We start from the raw sequence: 17,728 nt of genomic DNA on the forward strand, positions 1-17,728 counted from the left end.
GGACTTTTTGCGCATAGACGGACGGCCCTCGCTGTTTCTACACTGGACCCCGTTCAGGGACCGGGGGCAATGGATGAACCGCAACGAATTGCGCAAGGCCGACATCAACCTGATGGTGGTGTTCGAAACGCTGATGCTTGAGCGAAACGTGACGCGGGTGGCGGAAAAGTTGTTCCTGGGCCAACCGACCATCAGTTCGGCCCTCAACCGATTGCGCAAGATGTTCAACGATCCGTTGTTCATTCGCGTCGGCCATCGCATGGAGCCCACGGCCCGGGCCGAGGAGATCATCCGGCACTTATCGCCGGCGCTGGACTCGCTGTCGGTGGCCTTGAGCCTGACCCATGATTTCGACCCCACCAGCAGCACCATGACGTTTCGCATCGGCCTGTCGGACGACGTCGAGTTCGGCTTGCTGCCGCCATTGTTGAGCAGCCTGCGCCAGGAAGCGCCGAACATCGTGTTTGTGGTCCAGCATGTCGATTACTGGCGCATTCCCGATCTGCTGGCGTCGGGTGATATCACCGTGGGCATCAGCCAGACCCGGGGGCTGCCGGCCAATGCCAAGCGCAAGCTGTTGCGCCACATACAGCCCCGTGTGTTGCGCGCCGATGCGTCGGACGCGCCGCTGACCCTGGACGAATACTGCGCAAGGCCCCATGTGCTGGTGTCCCATACCGCCAACGTCGCCGGTCTCGCTGACGAATGGCTGGCCGAGATGGGGCGAACGCGCCAGGTGGTGTTGTCCGTGCCGCAATACAGCGCCTTACCGGCGTTGCTGGCCGGCACTGACCTGATCGCCAGCCTGCCGGACTACACCGCCAGCGCCATGGCAGCTTCGGGCCAGCTGTTCAGCGAACCTTTTCCCTTCAAGACGCCGACGCTGGACCTGTCCATGGTCTGGCTGAGCCATGTCGACAGCGATCCAGCCGAGCGCTGGTTGCGGTCCCGGCTGGAGGCGTTCATGGGGGAGCGTGGAGTCGCTTAGGCTGCGCGCGAGCAGTGCAAGGGCTGGTGAGCCTTGAAAACAAACCTGCCTGAAACGCAGCGGTCGGGGTATGGTTGCCACCGCTGAAATCACATTGTCGTATTTCGAATGGGAGTCGAACACATGCCGCACCTGTACATGGAGTACACCGCCAACCTGCCTGGGCTCAATGCCGATGTCGCGCTGATGCGCTTGAACAATGCGCTGGTGGCGTCCGGTCAGTTCGCTGACGAGTTGGACATCAAGAGCCGCGCCTTGAAAGTCGAGACGTTCCGGGTGGGCACAAGTTTGGGCGAGCGTGGTTTCGTGCACATCAAGTTGGCCTTGCTCAGTGGCCGTTCGCCGGAGATCAAGAAGCAATTGGCCGACAGCCTGCTGGCCGTGCTCCAGGAATTGTGCCCGTGGCCGGCCGGGGTCAGCGTGCAGCTGTGCGTGGAACTCCTCGACATCGATCGGGAGCCTTACTCCAAGGCGTTGATCGGCCAGTAACGGTTAGGCGTCTCGCTCGGCACAGGCCTTGATGATCTGCTCGCGCAACCAGGTATTGGCGCTGTCCTGGTCGAGTGCCTGGCTCCACCGCATGTCCAGGGTAAACCCTGGCAAGCCCTCGGGCGCTTCGTGGTGGTTGAAGATCGTCTCGTTGGCCAGCAGTTTCTGGATGCGCCGGGGCAGCGTCAGGATGAGGTCGGTGCCGGTGATCATCTCCAGTGCCGCACCGTAGCTGTTGGCTCGGGCGGCGATCTGGCGGTGAAGGGCCTGCTGTGACAACCAGCCATCCACCATGTTGATGGCGGAGCTCCAGGGCGTAGGAAAAACGTGGCGACGCTGGACGAACGATTCCAGGCTCAGCCGTGGTTGCAGCGGTGTCGCCCGTTTATCCATGACACACACCAGGTCTTCCTCCAGCAATGGCCGGCTTTTTAAATCGGCATGGTTACTGTGGAAGTTCGGGCCGAAGCAGATCACCAGGTCCAGGCTGCCGTCGCGCAACTGTTCGGCGGGAATGTCCGCCTCGAACTTGTGTACGTTCACCACCACCGGCAGGTTGGCGTAGTCGAAGCGTTGCAGCAGTGTCGGCAGAATCAGGTGTTCGAAATATTCCGGTGCACAAATATTGAACGTGACAGCCTGGCGGCTTGGGTCGAAGGCGGGCGTACCGGCGTGGCACAGATTGATGCTCTGCAGGATGCTACGCACGTGATCGTACATGCCCTGGGCCTTATAGGTGGGGCGCATGCCGGTGCGGGTGTTGATGAACAGCTCGTCTTCGAAACAGGTCCGCAGTTTTTTCAGGCAATAGCTGACGGTGGACTGGCTGACACACAGCGCCTCGGACACGCCGGTGACGCTGTTCTGTTCGTACACGGCGCTGAACACCATGAGGTCTTGCATGTCGAGCTTTCTAAGGGCGTTGCTGTTTAGCATCCGGTCTGTCTCTTGCTGTGCTCCCTGCGTGGAGGCGGATAATGTCGCGAACGCGGCCTGTCGATCAACGCTTGATTGAGTCGCGCGATCTTCAGGCACGGTATGACGGCCCGTTCCAGCGTGTGGCCTGCTGGATAAAAAATAATTTAATAGCAACTTTTTCACGAAAAATTGATGGTGGGCTGTCTAGAGTCCGTGCTGCCGTGGGACATGAAATTTCCGCCTCTTCTTGCGGCATTCCGTTTTTAAAAGAGCAACTTTCAGGAAGCCGTCAACCATCATGCTGACTATTAAAGCCGTGCGCCCGGAATGGGTGACGCTGGTCGCCAGTGCCTTTTTTTTAGTGGGCTTCAACGTTGTTCTGTGGCAGCACCTGCTCACCATTACGGCGGCTGACGGCCGGGGCGTGTTGCTGAGCCTGACTTTCGGTCTGATGATTTTCTGCGCGTTCAACCTGGTGTTGACGCTCGTGGCCTTCCGTCCGGTGCTCAAGCCGCTGCTGATGTTGCTGTTTCTGGTCAGCGCCGGCGTGGCGTATTTCATGTCCCAGTACGGCGTGCTGATCGATGCCGGCATGTTTCGCAATTTCGCCGAAACCAACGCAACGGAAGTTCGCGACCTGTTGTCGCTGAAATTATTTGTCTACCTGGGTTTGTTGGGTGTACTGCCGTCCTGGTTGTTGTTCAAGACGCCCATCAACTACCGTCGCTGGCCCAGGGAGTTGTTAAGCAAGTTGATGGTCGGTGTCGCCTCCGCGGCGGTCATTGGCGTCGTTGCGCTGGCTAACTACCAAGGGTTGTCTTCACTGTTTCGCAACCATCACGAACTGCGCCTGATGGTGGTGCCGAGCAACTACATTGGCGCTTCGTTCGGCTACTTGCGCGAGCAAGTGGCCTCGGCCAAGCAACCGTTCCTCGCGCTGGGCGAGGATGCGAGCCGCAACCCGGCCTGGCAAGCCCACGCCCGCAAGTCCCTGACCGTGTTGGTGGTGGGGGAAAGTGCCCGCGCCGAGAACTTCGGCATCCTGGGCTACAACCGTGATACCACGCCGCAGTTGAAGAAAGAGGCCGGCCTGATCGCCTTCACCGACGTGCATTCCTGCGGTACCGAAACGGCTGTGTCGGTGCCCTGCATGTTTTCCAACATGGGGCGCAAGAACTATGACGCCAGCAAGGCCAAGAATGAAGAAGGCCTGCTGGATGTGCTCAAGCGCGCCGGGTTGGAGGTGATCTGGCGTGACAACCAGTCTGGCTGCAAGGGGACTTGCGATCGGGTCACCCTGCAGGACGTGAGCAACCTCAAGGATCCGGCCTTGTGTGCCAACAGCGAGTGCCGCGACGAGATCTTGCTCCAGGGCCTGCAGCACTTCATCGATACCCTCGACAAGGACACGGTGCTGGTGCTGCACCAAATGGGCAGTCACGGGCCGGAGTACTACAAGCGCTACCCCAAGGAATACGAGCATTTCACCCCTGTGTGTGAAAGCAACGCGCTGAACAATTGCAGCCGCGAGAGCATCGTCAACGGCTATGACAACACGCTGGTGTACACCGACCATGTGCTGTCGACCCTGATCGATCTGTTGCGGGCCAACCAGGACAAGGTCGACACCGCCATGCTCTACCTGTCGGACCACGGCGAGTCCTTGGGCGAATACAACCTGTTTCTCCACGGCACGCCGTACATGTTGGCCCCGGAGCAACAAAAGCACGTGGCAATGCTGGCGTGGTTTTCCGACAGCTATCAGAAGTCTTTCGCGGTCGACACCCATTGCCTGCAGATGAGCCGGGAAAAACCCCTGAGCCAGGACAACCTGTTCCACTCGATGCTCGGGCTGCTGGAGGTCAACAGCAAGGTCTACAACCAGGACCTGGACATGTTCTCCGGTTGTCGCGGCGCGGCGGTCGACGGCGTGCTGGCCCGCCAATGATCACTTGCACCTTTTTTTCACGCGTCGCCGGTTAATCTGTCATCCATTTCCACTTTCAAGAGCTGTTCGTATGTCTGGGTTAACCCCTTCCAATGTCGAGCTCGAGTTCGCCAGGCATCTGGACCAGGAGCATGCGCAAGTCTGCTGCCAGCCGGCGCCTCGACGGCTGCGCTTTGCGTTCTGGCGTGACGAGCACATGGTCCGCAACGCCTTGAAAGTGGCCGGCGAGCCCGGGCTGGTGCTGGATGTCGCCTGTGGGGCAGGGCGGTTCTGGCCGGTGCTGGCCGAACATGCCAACCGGGTGATCCTGGCGGCGGACCCGTCGCCCGACATGCTCGAACATGCGCTGACCCACCATGGCGGTGCGCTGCTCAAGCGAGTCAAGACGTTCCCCAGTTCAGCCTTCACCATCGGGCTGTCGGCCAACGCGGTGGATTGTATTTTTTGTCTGGAACTGTTTCGGCATGTCAGCGCTAGCGAACATCGCCTGGCGTTGCTGCGCGAATTTCATCGGGTCAGCCGTGACACGGTCATCGTTTCGGTTCAGCTGGAAACCCGCCTTAAAATCGGCCAGCCACCCCGGGGTAGCCTGGTCGGCAAGGCGGATGTCGAGGCCGAGTTTCGCCAGGCGGGTTTCAACGTGTTGTGGCATCAGGATTTCCTGCCCGGTTTTGCGTTGACGCGGGTGTATGTATTGCGCAAGACGAGCTAGGGTTAAACCCTACGTCCTGATGTAGGACTATTCTGGCATCTGCGCAGGCGATTTCTCTCAGGCTCTTGCTTTACGGATGCTCGCAATCGCCGGCGGCGATATATACTGCGCGCCATTCTTCAAGGGAGAGCCGTGTGGCCATCGATATTCACTGGATTCGCGACAACGATAGCCTCGGTCAGCTTTGCGCTGAATGGCAGCAGTTGCCATTCGTTGCCCTCGACACTGAATTCATGCGGGTCGATACCTTCTACCCCATTGCCGGTTTACTGCAGATCGGCGACGGCCAGCGTGCCTATCTGATCGACCCCTTGACCATCGACAACTGGCAACCTTTGGCCGCCCTGTTGGAGAACTCGGCCGTGCTCAAGGTGCTGCACGCCTGCAGCGAAGACCTTGAAGTGTTGCTACGGCTGACGGGCAGCCTGCCTGCACCTTTGTTCGACACCCAATTGGCAGCCGCCTACCTGAACCTGGGTTTCTCCATGGGTTACTCGCGGCTGGTGCAGGAAGTGCTGGGGATCGAACTGCCCAAAGGCGAGACCCGTTCCGACTGGTTGCAGCGACCGTTGTCCGAGACCCAGATCAGCTACGCCGCCGAAGACGCAGTGCATCTGGCGGAAGTTTTCGTACAACTGCGCCCCAAGCTTTCCGACGAAAAATACACCTGGGTCCTGGAGGACGGCGCCGAGCTGGTGAGCAACCTGCGCCGCGAAGTCGATCCATATGAGGTGTATCGCGAGGCCAAGCTGGCCTGGAAACTGTCCCGTGCCCAGCTGGCCGTGCTGCGCGAGCTGTGCGCCTGGCGCGAGCTTGAGGCGCGGGCCCGTGACCTGCCGCGCAACCGCATCGTCCGCGAACATTCGCTGTGGCCCTTGGCGCGCACGCAACCGGATAACCTCGGCGCGCTGGCGAAAATCGAAGACATGCACCCGCGCACCGTGCGCCAGGACGGCGAGTTCCTGCTGGGCCTGATCCAGCGCGCCGCCAGCGTGCCGCCCGACCAGTGGCCGCCGGCCGTGGCCGAGCCACTGCCCATCGAGGCCTCGGCGCTGATCAAGCGCCTGCGGGCACTGGGGCAGGCTGAAGCCGAGCGCCTGGCGATCGCCCCGGAACTGATGCTGCGCAAGAAAACCCTCGAGGCGCTGATCAAGAGCGGCTTCCCCGAGGGGCCCTACCAATTGCCCGATTCGCTGCGTGGCTGGCGCCGCGAGTTGATGGGCCAGGCATTGCTCGACAGCCTGGCCTCTGCCGGAGAACAGCCTTGAAACGTATCTGCTCCATCTATCGAAGCTCGAAGAAAAACGAAATGTACCTGTATGTGCTCAAGAGCGAGGCACTGACCCGGGTGCCCGAGCCATTGCTGGCCGCCTTTGGCAAGGCGACCCACGTCTTTGACCTGGTGCTGAGCCCGGAACGGCAACTGTCCCGGGAAGACATCAACAAGGTGCTGGAAAACCTCGACACCCAAGGCTACCACCTGCAAATGCCGCCCGCCGAAGACGAGTACATCGAGCATCTGCCCGAAGAGTTGCTGCGACGCAACGACCCGGTTTGATGAATTCTCCGGGGGTCCCGTCCTGGGGCCCCTTGCAATACTGGATTTCCTGATGATGGCCGCGTGGATGGAGCGATCCTCTGTCGGTGGCCGTTTGAACTGTTTTTGAAAGGTTGATTCATGCGCGTTCTGATTGCCGAACACGACCACGCGGTCTATGCCAAGCTCCTGCGCCAGGCGGCTCCCGATATTGAAGTGCTGACCAGCGGCGATTCCGCCGAACTGTCGCGACTGGCCACGGATTGCCCGGTCTGGCTCGGCCAACCCGACCTGCTCGCCACCTTGTTGCGCCAGGGGCATCAACCCCGTTGGCTGCAATCGACCTGGGCGGGCATCACGCCGTTGCTGGCCGATGGCTTGAACCGCGACTATCGCCTGACCCGTGCGGTGGGCATTTTCGGCCAGGTCATGGCCGAGTACGTGCTCACCTACATGCTGGGCCATGAGCGCGAGGTACTGGCGCGCTTGGTCAGCCAGGTCGAGCGCAAGTGGGACAACCGCCAGGGACAAGGCCTGGCGGGGCGCAAGGTATTGATCGTCGGGACCGGTGATATCGGCCAGCGCGTGGCGCAGTTCCTGGTGCCGTTTGGCGTGGAACTCTATGGCATTGCCAGCGAAGCCCGGGCATTGGCGCCCTTCGTCGAAGTTGGAACGCTGGACGACCTGCCGCGCCTGGTCGGTGAGGTGGACTACGTCATCAACCTGCTGCCCAACACCCCCCGCACCCATGATCTGTACGACGCGGCGCTGTTCAAGCAATTCAAGCCGACCGGCCTGTTCATCAATGTCGGGCGCGGCGTGGCCGTGGTCGATGCGGACCTGGTGCAAGCCTTGAAGGATGGGCACCTGGCCGGCGCGGTGATCGACGTTTGTCGCCAGGAGCCTTTGCCGCAGCGCCATCCTTTCTGGACCGCCTGGGGCTTGCTGCTGACCGGGCACAGCTCGGCACCGACGTCGCCGCCCATGATGGCGCAGCTGTTCCTGGAAAACCTGCGGGCCTACCAGGTCGGCGAAGCGCTGCGTGGGGAAGTGGATTTCAGCCGCGGCTACTGAAACCCGTACAAAACTACTGTAGGAGCGAGCTTGCTCGCTCCTACAGGTTTTTCGGGCTCTTACAGTCCCTGTGGCGAGGGAGCTTGCTCCCGCTCGGCGGCGTAGCCGTCGCAAAACCGATCGACGCGGTCCAGCAGAAACATTGCATTGCCCCAATGGGACCGCTTCGCAGCCCAGCGGGAGCAAGCTCCCTCGCCACGGACCGCGTATACCTGTGGGCCGGGTATGTGAGTGCTACCACCTTCGCGAGGAAGCTTGCGCAGGGTTACAGGCTGAAGTCCCCCTCAGCCACCAGCTCGCTCAACGGCTTGCGCGGGCTGGGTGTTTCGCGGGCCTGGAGGTATTCGGCCAGCGTCGATTTGTCCCCCAGTTTGCCGATCGCCACGGCGGCGTGCAGGGCATATTCCTGTGGAATCTTCAGTTCCTTGCGAGTCAGTTCCTGGTCGAAGCCGGCCATTCCATGGGTGTGCCAGCCGCTGAGGCTGGCTTGCAGCGCCAGGTGGCCCCAGGCGGCGCCGGTGTCGAAGGTGTGCCACAGCGCCGGGGTTTCCTCGCTGGCGCCGGGCGCCGTGAAGGTGGTTTTCGAGGCGATGATCACCAGCGCCGAGGCGTGTTGTGCCCAGCCGCGGTTGAACTCATTGAGCAGGCCCAGGAAGCGCTCCCAGTTTGGCGTGTCGCGGCGCGCGTAGAGAAAACGCCATGGTTGCGAGTTGTACGCCGACGGTGCCCAGCGTGCGGCTTCGAAGAAGCCCAGCAAGGTCTCTTCGGCAATGCTCTCTGCGGTAAAAGCGCGGGGCGACCAACGCTCGATGAACTGGGGGTGAATGGCGTATTCGGCAATGCGGGGGTTGGCGCTCATGGTTCTACCTGCCTGGTTTAAACGTGAGGTTTGCAAACGTGCGGTTCATAAACGTGAACGCCGCACGCTACGTCCCCGCGCCAGGCCTGGCAAGCCCCTGCTACCGACAGTCGCCAGTGCTTGGCCTGGAGCGGCCCCGGCACTAGACTGTCGGCCTTTTCACCACGTGATGTTGATGCTTGAGCCATGGCCGCCAAAGTCGAACCGTTCTGGATACGCAAAACCCTCGATCAGCTCGATCCGCAGGAATGGGAATCGCTGTGCGACGGCTGTGGCCTGTGCTGCCTGCAAAAGCTCGAGGACGAAGACGATAACAGCGTCTATTACACGCGCATCGCCTGCAAACTGCTGGACCTGAAGACCTGCCAGTGCAGCGACTATTCCCGGCGGAGCGAGTTCGTCCCCGATTGCATCCAACTCACCCCAGGCAAGGCCGACGAATTCAAATGGCTGCCGCCCACCTGCGGCTATCGGCTGGTCAGCGAGGGCAAGGATTTGCCGTTGTGGCACCACCTGGTCTGCGGTGACCGCGATGCCGTGCACCACGAACGCATTTCCCAGTCCGGGCGCATGCTGGCCGAGGGCAGCGTGCCCGAAGAGGATTGGGAAGACCATCTGATTTTCCGCGCAGGCTGAACCGCCGGGCGCCGCACCACCAGGGAGACCCCATGGCGGCAGGATTGAAACGGACGTTGGCGGCAGGCTTGTGGGTGCTGTGCGGCCCGTTGTGGGCGGCGCAGAAAGTCGATCTGGATTATCACGTGCACCTGTTGCCGCAGAGCGACCAGGCTGAGGTGCGTGTGACCCTCGCCCGGGGGGCGGCGGTGCGTAGCCTGGATTTCGACCTCGGCGATGGCAGCCGCTACAGCGACTTCAAGGCGGACGGCCAATGGCAGCTCACGCCAGGCAAGGCGACGCGAGGCGTATGGCGGCCGGCAGCCGACAAGGCGAGCTTGAGTTACCGCGTGCACCTTGGTCATGCCCGCAAGAATGGTGCTTTCGAAACCCGCATGACCCCGAGCTGGGCCTTGTTCAACGGCAACGACCTGGTGCCGTCGGCCAGGCTCGATCAGCAGGACGGCGTCGAGCTGGTGGCCCGGCTGGACATCGAGCTGCCCGACGGTTGGAAAAGCGTCGAAACCGCCTGGCCACGCATCGGCAAGCAGCGCTTTCGCATCGACAATCCCGCGCGCCTGTTCGACCGTCCCACCGGCTGGATCCTCGCCGGCAAGCTGGGCAGCCGCCGCACACGCCTGGGGGAAACCGAGGTGACCGTCGCCTCGCCCCGAGGCCAGGGCATGCGGCGGATGGACGTGCTGACGCTGCTGACGGTCGTCTGGCCCCAGGTGCAGGCGCTGGTGCCGCGTCATCCGGCCAAGCTGTTGGTGGTCGGTGCCGGCGATCCGATGTGGCGGGGTGTCCTGGCCGGCCATGAGTCGATTTACCTGCACAGCCGTGCGCCACTGGTCAGCGAGCGCGGTTTGAGCCCGTTGTTGCGCGAACTGGTGCAGGTTTTGGCGCGGGTCCATGACCGTGAACGCAGCGACTGGATCAGCGAGGGGCTGGCCGAGTACTACGCCGTCGAGCTGCTGCGCCGCGCCGGGGGTATGAGTGACGAACGCTATCAGGCCTACAACGAGCGTCTTGCCAAGGACAGCCAGGGCGTGACGACGTTGCGCGCCTCGCAGGCCAGTCCCGCCATCGTGGCCAAGGCAGTGTTGCTGTTGCAGGAGCTGGACCGCGAGATCCGCCTGAAAACCCGCAACAAGCGTTCGCTGGACGATGTGCTGCAGGGGGCGATGCGGTTGGAGACGGTCGATACCAAGGAATTCGTTCAGCTCAGTGAAAGTGTCCTGGATGGAAGCTCTACTGTGCTGGATAGCCGGTTGCTTCAGTGACATCGCCATCGCGAGCAAGCTCGCTCCCACACTGATCAGTCTATGGCGTGATGGCTTGGAAGCTTTTGTGGCGAGGGAGCTTGCTCCCGCTTGAGTGCGAAGCGCTCATCGCTTTTTTTGGGCCGCTGCGCGCCCCAGCGGGAGCAAGCTCCCTCGCCACGGACTGTGTTGTTCTCAGGACCTCTGTAGAGCGCGCGCTTGCTCCGGGCGGCGTTCCGATGACGAGGCCATCAGCAGCACTGCAAGAATCAGAGCCCAACCTTCGGCGAGTTCAATGAGTCATTCCCCGTCACCGTAGCCGTGCCCGTCGCCGCCTCGGCATTGGCCTTCATCCGGACCAGTTCACCACCGGCCTGCTCGATCCGGTCGCGGGCGTTGTTGAGGTTCTGGCGGTTCTTTTCCAGCAGGGTCTTGGCCGAGCAATGTCCGGTAATGCCCCGGGCGAGCGCCAGGCCACCGATGGCCAACTGAGCCAGGCCGACCACACCGCCGCGGCGCAAGCCCTTGCCCATCATCAACACACCGCCAGCCAATGAGCCAATGCGTTCCCAGCCGTGCACATTCTGCGGAGGATGCGATTGGAAAGGCGTCTCGATCGGCTCGAACGGATTGTTATCGCTCATGATCTGTCTCCAGTGTGATAAGGGGTATAAAGCTGACTGCCGGAGCGACGACCGCGTTCCATCGGATTTCGGGCCGTTCAGCGAAATTGCGGCCCCGAGCGGGTGTTGTTGCCCTTGGCCATGCGGTCGTACAGCACGACGTTGACCGTCGCCGCCAGGTTCATGCAACCGGTGGTGGGGATGTAGACCACGTCTTCGCACCAGTCGCGAATGTCTTTGTCGAGCGAGCCGTCTTCGGGGCCGAAGATGTACAGCGCCCGGTCCGGGTGGGTGTATTCCGGCAGGGGGCGCGCGCCGTCCACCAGTTCCACGGCCACCGGCACGCAGCCCAGGGGCAGGATCTTCTTCAGGTCGTCGATGCCGATGAGCGGGATGTCGTAGTGGACTTTCTTGGTATCGGTGACGAAATCGGCGGCGCGTTCATAGCGCTTGCCGGTGTAGAACACCGACGCCACGCCGTAGCAGCCGGCGGCACGCATGACCGAACCGACGTTTTCCGGTGACTTGGGGTTGAACAGACCGATGCAGCTGTAGCGTTTGTTGGCCACGGGCGGGGTGCCTTTGGGGAAAAGGCGCGATTATACGGCGAATGGGGGAGGGTGGTCAGGTTCGAGATGTGTGGTGTGTGCTTGATCGCCATCGCGAGCAGGCTCGCTCTCACAGGGGATTTGTGGTGCGCACAAGATTCTGTGGGAGCAAAGCTTGCTCGCGAAGCAGGCGCCTCGGTTTCTGAAAGACCGCATCGGCTTCATCGCGGGCAAGCCTTGCTCCCACAGCAGCGAAGGGGCCTTCATATTCAACAGCCATGTAAACCGACCCACCGCCTTTGCGAGCAGGCCCGCTCCTACAGTGGATTTGTATTGCTCACTAAGCGGGGTTATTCGTCTTTCTTCATCATCCCGGCCAGCGCGGCGAAGGGGTTGTGGGTCGCCTTGGCGGTTTTCGGGGTGCTCAGGGAGCCTTCGCCGAAGTATTGCTGGTCGGTGTAGCGCGAGTGTTCGTTGTCGTGGCAGTACAGGCACAGCAGTTCCCAGTTGGAACCGTCCTGCGGGTTGTTGTCGTGGTTGTGGTCGCGGTGGTGAACGGTCAGTTCGCTCAGGCGCTTGCCGGAGAACTCACGGGCGCAGCGGCCGCAGACGTGGGGGTACATTTTCAGGGCTTTGTCGCGGTAGCCCATCTCCCGGTCACGCTGGGCGTCGGCGAGGATGCGGTCCAGCTTGGCGGTGTTGGACGGTGGCGTTGACGAACTCATGGGTTCACCTTTGTAAAAAAACGGATGACGGTTGGACAGAGTTTAGCTCAGCCCTTGAGCTTCTCGGCAATCCAGATGGTGTGACGGGTGCCTTTGTTGCCGTGGGCGAACACCTGCACTTCTTCGGCCTTGAAACCGGATTTTTTCAGCTTGTCGGAAAACTGCCGGTCGGCGCTGGCCGACCACACCGCGAGCACGCCCTTGGGGCGCAGGGCCTTGGCGCAGGCGGCCAGGCCGGCGGCCGAGTACAGCCAACTGTTGGCTTTCTGGGTCAGGCCTTCGGGGCCATTGTCGACGTCGAGCATGATCGCATCGAAGCCCTGGGGCTCGGTTTGCAGCACCTTGGCCACGTCTTCCAGGCGGATCACGGTGCGCGGGTCCGAGAGCGGCCGCCCCGCCTTTTCGCCCAGTGGGCCACGGTTCCACTCGACGACGCCCGGCACCAGTTCGGCCACCACCACTTCGGCTTGCTTGCCCAAGTGCTTGAGGGCCGAAGCGAGGGTGAAGCCCATGCCGAGGCCGCCGATCAGCACGCGCGAGCCAGGACGGCCGGCCACCTTGCGGCAAGGAATCTCGGCCAGGGCGTCTTCGGAGCCGTGCATGCGGGTGTTCATCAATTGTCCGCCATCACCGCCCTGGATCTTGATGACAAAATCCTCGCCGTACTCGAACAGGCACAGGGCACCGCCGTTATCAGGGATGGGAGTGGTGTCGAGCAGCACGAAACGTTTCATGGGAATCTCGGGAGGAGAGGGCAAACCGGCGCGCCAGGGTCTAGCCTGAAGGCAGACAGTAGACGCGGAGCCATTGATGAAGTGCGTCATTCTAACGGCCATTGCGCTGGTGGTGCTCTCGATAAATTGCGCGCAGGCCCAGCAACCGACGATTCCGGTCAATCCGCCCAGCATTCCCGGTTCGCCGGGTACCGCTACTCCCATGCCCTATCCGCCGGTCACGCCCAACGGTGTGCCCAAGGCTGCCCCCGGGAGCGGCGGGCCGCCCTTGCTGCCCCCCATCGAAATGCCCAAGCCGCCCAAGGACCAGCCGATACCGGGCATGGAGCCGCAAGTGCCCAGGGCCAAGTCGCCGGGGGGGTAGGCCTGAAGTCTCTCGGTATGGGGGCGGGCATTGCGGTGGACTCTGTGGGAGCAAAGCTTGCTCGCGATGACGTCGGCATATGCAAAACCGCTGTCGCGAGCTAGCTTTGCTCCCACAGGCTCGCTCCCACAGGTTTTGTATTTCAATTGGTAGACGGGGCTAGACCTGCTGCGACAACAACTGCCCATCCGCCATACGCAGGCGCTTGGACAGCGAGACAGCGAGGGCGCGGATGATCTTGGCGGCGACCTTGGGGGCGTCGTTGAGCATCTTTTCCAGGGAGTCCTTGCCCAGGTTCAGCAACTGGCAGTCACTGGCGGCGATGCAACTGGCCGAGCGCCGTTCGCCGTCGAGCACGGCCATCTCGCCAAACGCCCGGCCGCTGCGCAGGGTGGCGATGGTCACGGGTTGGCCGTCGGGGCCGGTTTTCTGCACGGCCACTTGGCCGGTGTGGATGATGCACATGAAGCTGCCGGCATCGCCCTCATGGAAAATCGCCTCACCCTGGGCGATGGCGCTGATGCTGAAATAGCCCGACGCCGCCGCGAAGTCGACAGGCAGCAGTTGGTCGAACAGCCCACAGTCCATCAGCCAGTCGCGGATTTCTTTGTTCAGTAAGGTCGGTTCTGACATGTCGGCACGGTCGTTTTTTATGTTTCTTGCAGGTTCGGGCTGGCCTGGGTGTAAGAGACCCCTGGGACAGGTTCTTGTGGGAGCAAGGCTTGCCCGCGATGGCCTCAGCTTGATCTGACAGACAGAACTGAGTCGCCTGTATCGCGGGCAAGCCTTGCTCCCACAAAGTCGTCCCACATTGGGTTGGGTTACATCAAGGCTTTGCGCATGGAGCTAAGACCCGGCCATCGCGCAGAGTTCCTCAAACCACCCCCAAAACCTTCAAGACAAACGCATATTCGAGCGCTACGTCACGCAATCCCTGGTAGCGCCCGCTCATGCCGCCATGGCCGGCGTCCAGTTCGGTCTTGAGCAGCAAGGGGTTGTCGTCGGTCTTGGTGGCCCGCAGTTTTGCTACCCACTTGGCCGCTTCCCAATACTGCACGCGGCTGTCGTTGTAGCCGGCGATCACCAGCAGCGCCGGGTACGCCTGGGCGCTGACGTTTTCGTACGGGGCGTAGGCCCGGATCCGATCATAAACGTCTGGCTCCTCGGGGTTGCCCCATTCGTCGTATTCGGTGACGGTCAGCGGCAGGTCCGGGTCGAGCATGGTGTTGAGCACGTCGACGAACGGCACCTCGGCAATCGCCACCTTGAATAGCTCCGGGCGTTGGTTGAGCACGGCGCCGATCAGCAGGCCGCCGGCGCTGCCGCCACTGATTGCCAATTGATCGGCGCGGGTGAAACCGTGGGCGATCAAGTGCTCGGCGCAGGCGATGAAGTCGCTGAAGGTGTTGTGCTTGTGCTCCTGTTTGCCGGCGCGGTACCAGGCTTCGCCCAGCTCACCACCGCCACGCACATGGGCAATGGCGAACGCCACGCCGCGGTCGAGCAGGCTCAGGCGCGCGTGGGAAAACCACGGGTCGAGGCTTTCGCCATAGGCACCGTAGCCATACAGGTACAGGGGCACGGGCTGACCGAGGGCTTCGCGCTTGACCACCAGGCTGATGGGCACCTGGGTACCGTCCGGTGCCGTCGCCCACAGTCGCTGGCTGACGTAGGCGTCGGCGTCGAACGGCCCCAGCACCGGGGTCTGCTTGAGCACCACCTGGGTGCCGCTCGCCAGGTCCAACTGACGGATTTGCGCCGGGCGGTTCAAGGCTTCATAGCGCAGGCGGATGCGATCGCTGGCGAACTCCAGGCTGTTCTGTACATGCAGGCTGTAGGCCGCGTCCGGCAGTTGCACCCGATACGCCGGCAAGCCCTGGGGATGAACCTCGATGATCGGCAGGCCGCCCTCGCGCAGGCTCAAGGTCATGGCGCTGGCGTTCAGGCTCAGGCCGTCGATCATGACAGTGTCGCTGTGGGGAATCAGGTTCTGCCAGTCGTCCTCGATGGGCGCGACGCCCGTGTCGATGGCCTGGTACAGCGCGAAATTGATCCCGTCGCGGTTGCTGCGGATCAACCAGGTCCATTGCCCGTCGAACAGGCCGTGATCAACGTCGTACTCATGGTTTTCCCGCCGTGGCGCCAGGCACGTGAACGGCTGCTGCGGTTGCGTGGCGTCCAGCACCCAGGTTTCGCTGGTGGTCTTGCTGCCCAGTGACAGGATCAACTGGCGTTCGGAGCTTGAGCGGTAGCAGTGCAGGAAGAAACGCCCGTCCGGCTCGTGAAACACTTCTTCGGCGGCGGTGCCGTCCAGGCGATAGCGCCAGAGCTTGTGCGGACGGTGGGTGTCGTCCAGTTCGCCAAAAAACAGTGTCAGGCTGTCATTGGCCCAGGTCATGCTGCCGTCGCACTGCTCGAACGACAATTCGCTGACCTTGTCGTTGGACAACTCCTTCACGAACAGGGTGTAGATCTCATCGCCCGTGGTGTCCAGGCTGTAGGCCAGGCGCTGGTGGTCGGGGCTGATGCTGAAGGCGCCGAGGGAGAAGAACCCGCCGCCGGCCAAGGCGTTCGGGTCCAGCAACAGCTGCTCGTGGCTTTCGTCGACGGTCAGGCTGTCGTCGGCCGGACGTGGGCAGCGATAGTGCCGTGGGTATTCGTCGCCGGCCGTGGTGCGCGTGTAATACAGGTACGGGCCCCAAGGGGAGGGCAGCGACAGGTCGGTTTCGAGGATCCGGCCCTTGATCTCCTGGAACAGGGTTTCGCGCAGGCCGGCCTGGTCGGCGAGCCGGGCTTGCTGGTAGTCGTTTTCCGCCTTGAGGTAATCGAGTACCGCGTCGGTGTCGCGTTCCTGCAGCCAGGCGTAGGGGTCGACTCCGGCGTCCCTGTGGGCAACCGGAGCGGTGAAAACGGGGGCAGATGAGGGCATGAAAAACTCTCGAACATTGACTGGGCAGACGCCGGGGCAGCCTGGCGAGCGAAAAGCCGTTACTATAAGCGCCTATTTGCCTGCCTTGCCATGGACACCATGACCGAGAACGATTATCTGATCGCCTGGGGCCTCTACGCCTTCGCTGCCTTGGGCTGCCTGCTGGTGTGGATGCGCCTGACCCGCTGGATGTGGCGCTGGCTGCGCGAGCCGCTGCGGCTGTTGATGGCGGTGTTGCTGTTCAGCCCGACCATTGTCGACCCGGTGAAGGACAAGGTTGCCCCAGCGGTGGCGATCGTCGCCCTGGACGTGCTGTTCAAAGTCGGCAACAACCTTTGGCGGGCGGCGTCGGACCTGCTCATGTACGGCATGATCGCCTTTGGGCTTTACCTGGTCATGGTGGTGATTCGCTTCCCCATCGAGCGTGCCGCCAACGCTCGTAAGGAACGCGCCGCCGCCGCAAAAGCTGCCGCCGCGGCCGATGAACCTGCGGATGAACCGCCGTTCGGCGTGGCCGGTGATGACCGCTACGGTCGCCCGCCGGTGCCGAGCAATCCGCAGCGTTCGCGCATCGAACCGCGTCTGTAATCGGGCCTGCCCATTGAAGCGAGGGTTCGAGCATGTGTGAGTTACTGGGCATGAGCGCCAATGTGCCGACCGACATCGTGTTCAGCTTTACCGGGCTGATGCAGCGTGGCGGCAAGACCGGCCCGCACCGGGACGGTTGGGGCATCGCTTTCTACGAGGGCCGTGGCCTGCGCCTGTTCCAGGACCCGGCCGCCAGCAGCGAGTCGGAAGTGGCGAACCTGGTGCAGCGCTATCCGATCAAGAGCGAAGTGGTGATCGGGCACATTCGCCAGGCCAACGTCGGCAAGGTCTGCCTGTCCAATACCCACCCCTTCGTGCGTGAGTTGTGGGGGCGCAACTGGTGTTTTGCCCACAACGGCCAGCTCAAGGACTTCTACCCCAGCGCAAGTTTCTACCGCCCGGTCGGCGATACCGACAGCGAAGCGGCGTTCTGCGACCTGCTCAACCGGGTGCGCCAGGCCTTCCCGGAGCCGGTGGAGGTCGAGCAGTTGTTGCCGTCCCTGATCGACGCTTGCACCGAATACCGCAACCAAGGCGTGTTCAATTGCCTGCTCAGCGACGGTGACTGGCTGTTCTGCTATTGCTCGACCAAACTGGCCCAGATCACCCGTCGCGCACCCTTCGGCCCGGCGCGGCTCAAGGACGTCGACGTGATTGTCGATTTCCAGGCAGAAACCACGCCCAACGACGTGGTCACGGTGATCGCCACCGAACCCTTGACCGAAAACGAAACCTGGACCCGCTACGAACCGGGCCAATGGAGCTTGTGGCGACGCGGTGAATGCGTCAGCCACGGCCGCACCGAATAAGGACGT

The 17,728-nt window shown here is 62.3% G+C and carries 20 protein-coding genes; 12 read left to right on the plus strand and 8 right to left on the minus strand.

The genetic code is table 11. The features are described from left to right. The first annotated feature begins 73 nt into the window (after positions 1-73). Together ACODSJ_RS09015 and ACODSJ_RS09020 are read left to right on the plus strand one after the other, a co-directional pair. A complete protein-coding gene (locus ACODSJ_RS09015; RefSeq protein ID WP_489101384.1) occupies positions 74-988 on the plus strand; it encodes a LysR family transcriptional regulator in 915 nt (304 codons plus the stop codon). Positions 989-1,111: 123 nt separating this feature from the next. Continuing rightward, the gene (locus tag ACODSJ_RS09020; protein WP_489101385.1) at positions 1,112-1,477 is read left to right on the plus strand and encodes a 5-carboxymethyl-2-hydroxymuconate Delta-isomerase; all 366 of its coding nucleotides are present in this window, start codon (positions 1,112-1,114) and stop codon (positions 1,475-1,477) included. 3 nt (positions 1,478-1,480) lie between these two features. On the opposite strand, the gene ACODSJ_RS09025 is transcribed toward ACODSJ_RS09020, so the two are convergent. Then, positions 1,481-2,413 (minus strand): LysR family transcriptional regulator, encoded by a 933-nt coding sequence (locus tag ACODSJ_RS09025; RefSeq protein WP_489101386.1) that lies wholly within the window; start codon positions 2,411-2,413, stop codon positions 1,481-1,483. A 280-nt stretch (positions 2,414-2,693) separates the two neighbouring features. On the opposite strand from ACODSJ_RS09025, the gene ACODSJ_RS09030 reads away from it, so the two are divergent. The 5 genes from ACODSJ_RS09030 (at position 2,694) to ACODSJ_RS09050 (ending at position 7,666) form a co-directional block, all read left to right on the plus strand. Continuing rightward, a complete protein-coding gene (locus ACODSJ_RS09030) occupies positions 2,694-4,343 on the plus strand; it encodes a phosphoethanolamine transferase (RefSeq protein ID WP_489101387.1) in 1,650 nt (549 codons plus the stop codon). A 70-nt stretch (positions 4,344-4,413) separates the two neighbouring features. Next, complete coding sequence (locus ACODSJ_RS09035; protein ID WP_489101388.1) at positions 4,414-5,055, plus strand: class I SAM-dependent methyltransferase; 642 nt, start codon at positions 4,414-4,416, stop codon at positions 5,053-5,055. A gap of 134 nt (positions 5,056-5,189) precedes the next feature. Next, complete coding sequence (rnd, locus tag ACODSJ_RS09040) at positions 5,190-6,323, plus strand: ribonuclease D (RefSeq protein WP_489101389.1); 1,134 nt, start codon at positions 5,190-5,192, stop codon at positions 6,321-6,323. Continuing rightward, a complete protein-coding gene (locus ACODSJ_RS09045) occupies positions 6,320-6,613 on the plus strand; it encodes a YcgL domain-containing protein (protein ID WP_489101390.1) in 294 nt (97 codons plus the stop codon). The genes rnd and ACODSJ_RS09045 overlap by 4 nt, the downstream gene beginning before the upstream one ends. Positions 6,614-6,733: 120 nt before the next feature. Next, positions 6,734-7,666 carry a D-2-hydroxyacid dehydrogenase gene (locus ACODSJ_RS09050; RefSeq protein ID WP_489101391.1) on the plus strand — a complete coding sequence of 311 codons (933 nt, stop codon included), beginning with the start codon at positions 6,734-6,736 and terminating at the stop codon, positions 7,664-7,666. 265 nt (positions 7,667-7,931) lie between these two features. Here the strand turns inward: ACODSJ_RS09050 and ACODSJ_RS09055 are convergent, their stop codons facing one another. Then, a complete protein-coding gene (locus ACODSJ_RS09055) occupies positions 7,932-8,525 on the minus strand; it encodes a nitroreductase family protein (protein ID WP_489101392.1) in 594 nt (197 codons plus the stop codon). Positions 8,526-8,711: 186 nt separating this feature from the next. Here ACODSJ_RS09055 and ACODSJ_RS09060 point away from each other — a divergent pair, with 186 nt between their 5' ends. Together ACODSJ_RS09060 and ACODSJ_RS09065 are read left to right on the plus strand one after the other, a co-directional pair. Next, complete coding sequence (locus tag ACODSJ_RS09060) at positions 8,712-9,161, plus strand: YcgN family cysteine cluster protein (protein WP_489101393.1); 450 nt, start codon at positions 8,712-8,714, stop codon at positions 9,159-9,161. Between the two features lie 32 nt (positions 9,162-9,193). Beyond that, positions 9,194-10,423: a hypothetical protein gene (locus ACODSJ_RS09065; protein ID WP_489101394.1), complete on the plus strand. Its 1,230-nt coding sequence runs from the start codon at positions 9,194-9,196 to the stop codon at positions 10,421-10,423. Between the two features lie 248 nt (positions 10,424-10,671). Here ACODSJ_RS09065 and ACODSJ_RS09070 read toward each other — a convergent pair whose 3' ends face one another. From ACODSJ_RS09070 to ACODSJ_RS09085, 4 genes are all read right to left on the minus strand, one after another. Continuing rightward, the gene (locus ACODSJ_RS09070) at positions 10,672-11,046 is read right to left on the minus strand and encodes a YgaP family membrane protein (RefSeq protein ID WP_489101395.1); all 375 of its coding nucleotides are present in this window, start codon (positions 11,044-11,046) and stop codon (positions 10,672-10,674) included. 77 nt (positions 11,047-11,123) lie between these two features. Further along, positions 11,124-11,594, minus strand: coding sequence for an RNA methyltransferase (locus ACODSJ_RS09075; RefSeq protein WP_003184248.1), 471 nt, complete (start codon positions 11,592-11,594; stop codon positions 11,124-11,126). A 329-nt stretch (positions 11,595-11,923) separates the two neighbouring features. Then, a complete protein-coding gene (locus tag ACODSJ_RS09080) occupies positions 11,924-12,298 on the minus strand; it encodes a YajD family HNH nuclease (RefSeq protein WP_260955615.1) in 375 nt (124 codons plus the stop codon). Between the two features lie 47 nt (positions 12,299-12,345). Next, entirely contained in the window at positions 12,346-13,032 is a 687-nt protein-coding gene (locus ACODSJ_RS09085; RefSeq protein WP_489101396.1) for a spermine/spermidine synthase domain-containing protein, read from the minus strand. A 76-nt stretch (positions 13,033-13,108) separates the two neighbouring features. Here ACODSJ_RS09085 and ACODSJ_RS09090 point away from each other — a divergent pair, with 76 nt between their 5' ends. Beyond that, positions 13,109-13,396, plus strand: a complete 288-nt coding sequence (locus ACODSJ_RS09090) for a hypothetical protein (RefSeq protein WP_489101397.1) — start codon at positions 13,109-13,111, stop codon at positions 13,394-13,396. Positions 13,397-13,555: 159 nt separating this feature from the next. Here ACODSJ_RS09090 and ACODSJ_RS09095 read toward each other — a convergent pair whose 3' ends face one another. Then, positions 13,556-14,029 (minus strand): cyclic nucleotide-binding domain-containing protein, encoded by a 474-nt coding sequence (locus tag ACODSJ_RS09095; RefSeq protein ID WP_489101398.1) that lies wholly within the window; start codon positions 14,027-14,029, stop codon positions 13,556-13,558. Positions 14,030-14,270: 241 nt separating this feature from the next. Further along, positions 14,271-16,325, minus strand: coding sequence for a S9 family peptidase (locus ACODSJ_RS09100; RefSeq protein ID WP_489101399.1), 2,055 nt, complete (start codon positions 16,323-16,325; stop codon positions 14,271-14,273). A gap of 90 nt (positions 16,326-16,415) precedes the next feature. On the opposite strand from ACODSJ_RS09100, the gene ACODSJ_RS09105 reads away from it, so the two are divergent. Together ACODSJ_RS09105 and ACODSJ_RS09110 are read left to right on the plus strand one after the other, a co-directional pair. Continuing rightward, positions 16,416-16,913 (plus strand): MFS transporter, encoded by a 498-nt coding sequence (locus ACODSJ_RS09105; RefSeq protein ID WP_489101400.1) that lies wholly within the window; start codon positions 16,416-16,418, stop codon positions 16,911-16,913. Positions 16,914-16,945: 32 nt separating this feature from the next. Beyond that, a complete protein-coding gene (locus tag ACODSJ_RS09110; RefSeq protein WP_489101401.1) occupies positions 16,946-17,722 on the plus strand; it encodes a class II glutamine amidotransferase in 777 nt (258 codons plus the stop codon). Positions 17,723-17,728: the final 6 nt, after the last annotated feature.

It is taken from the genome of Pseudomonas sp. FG6, assembly GCF_057809015.1.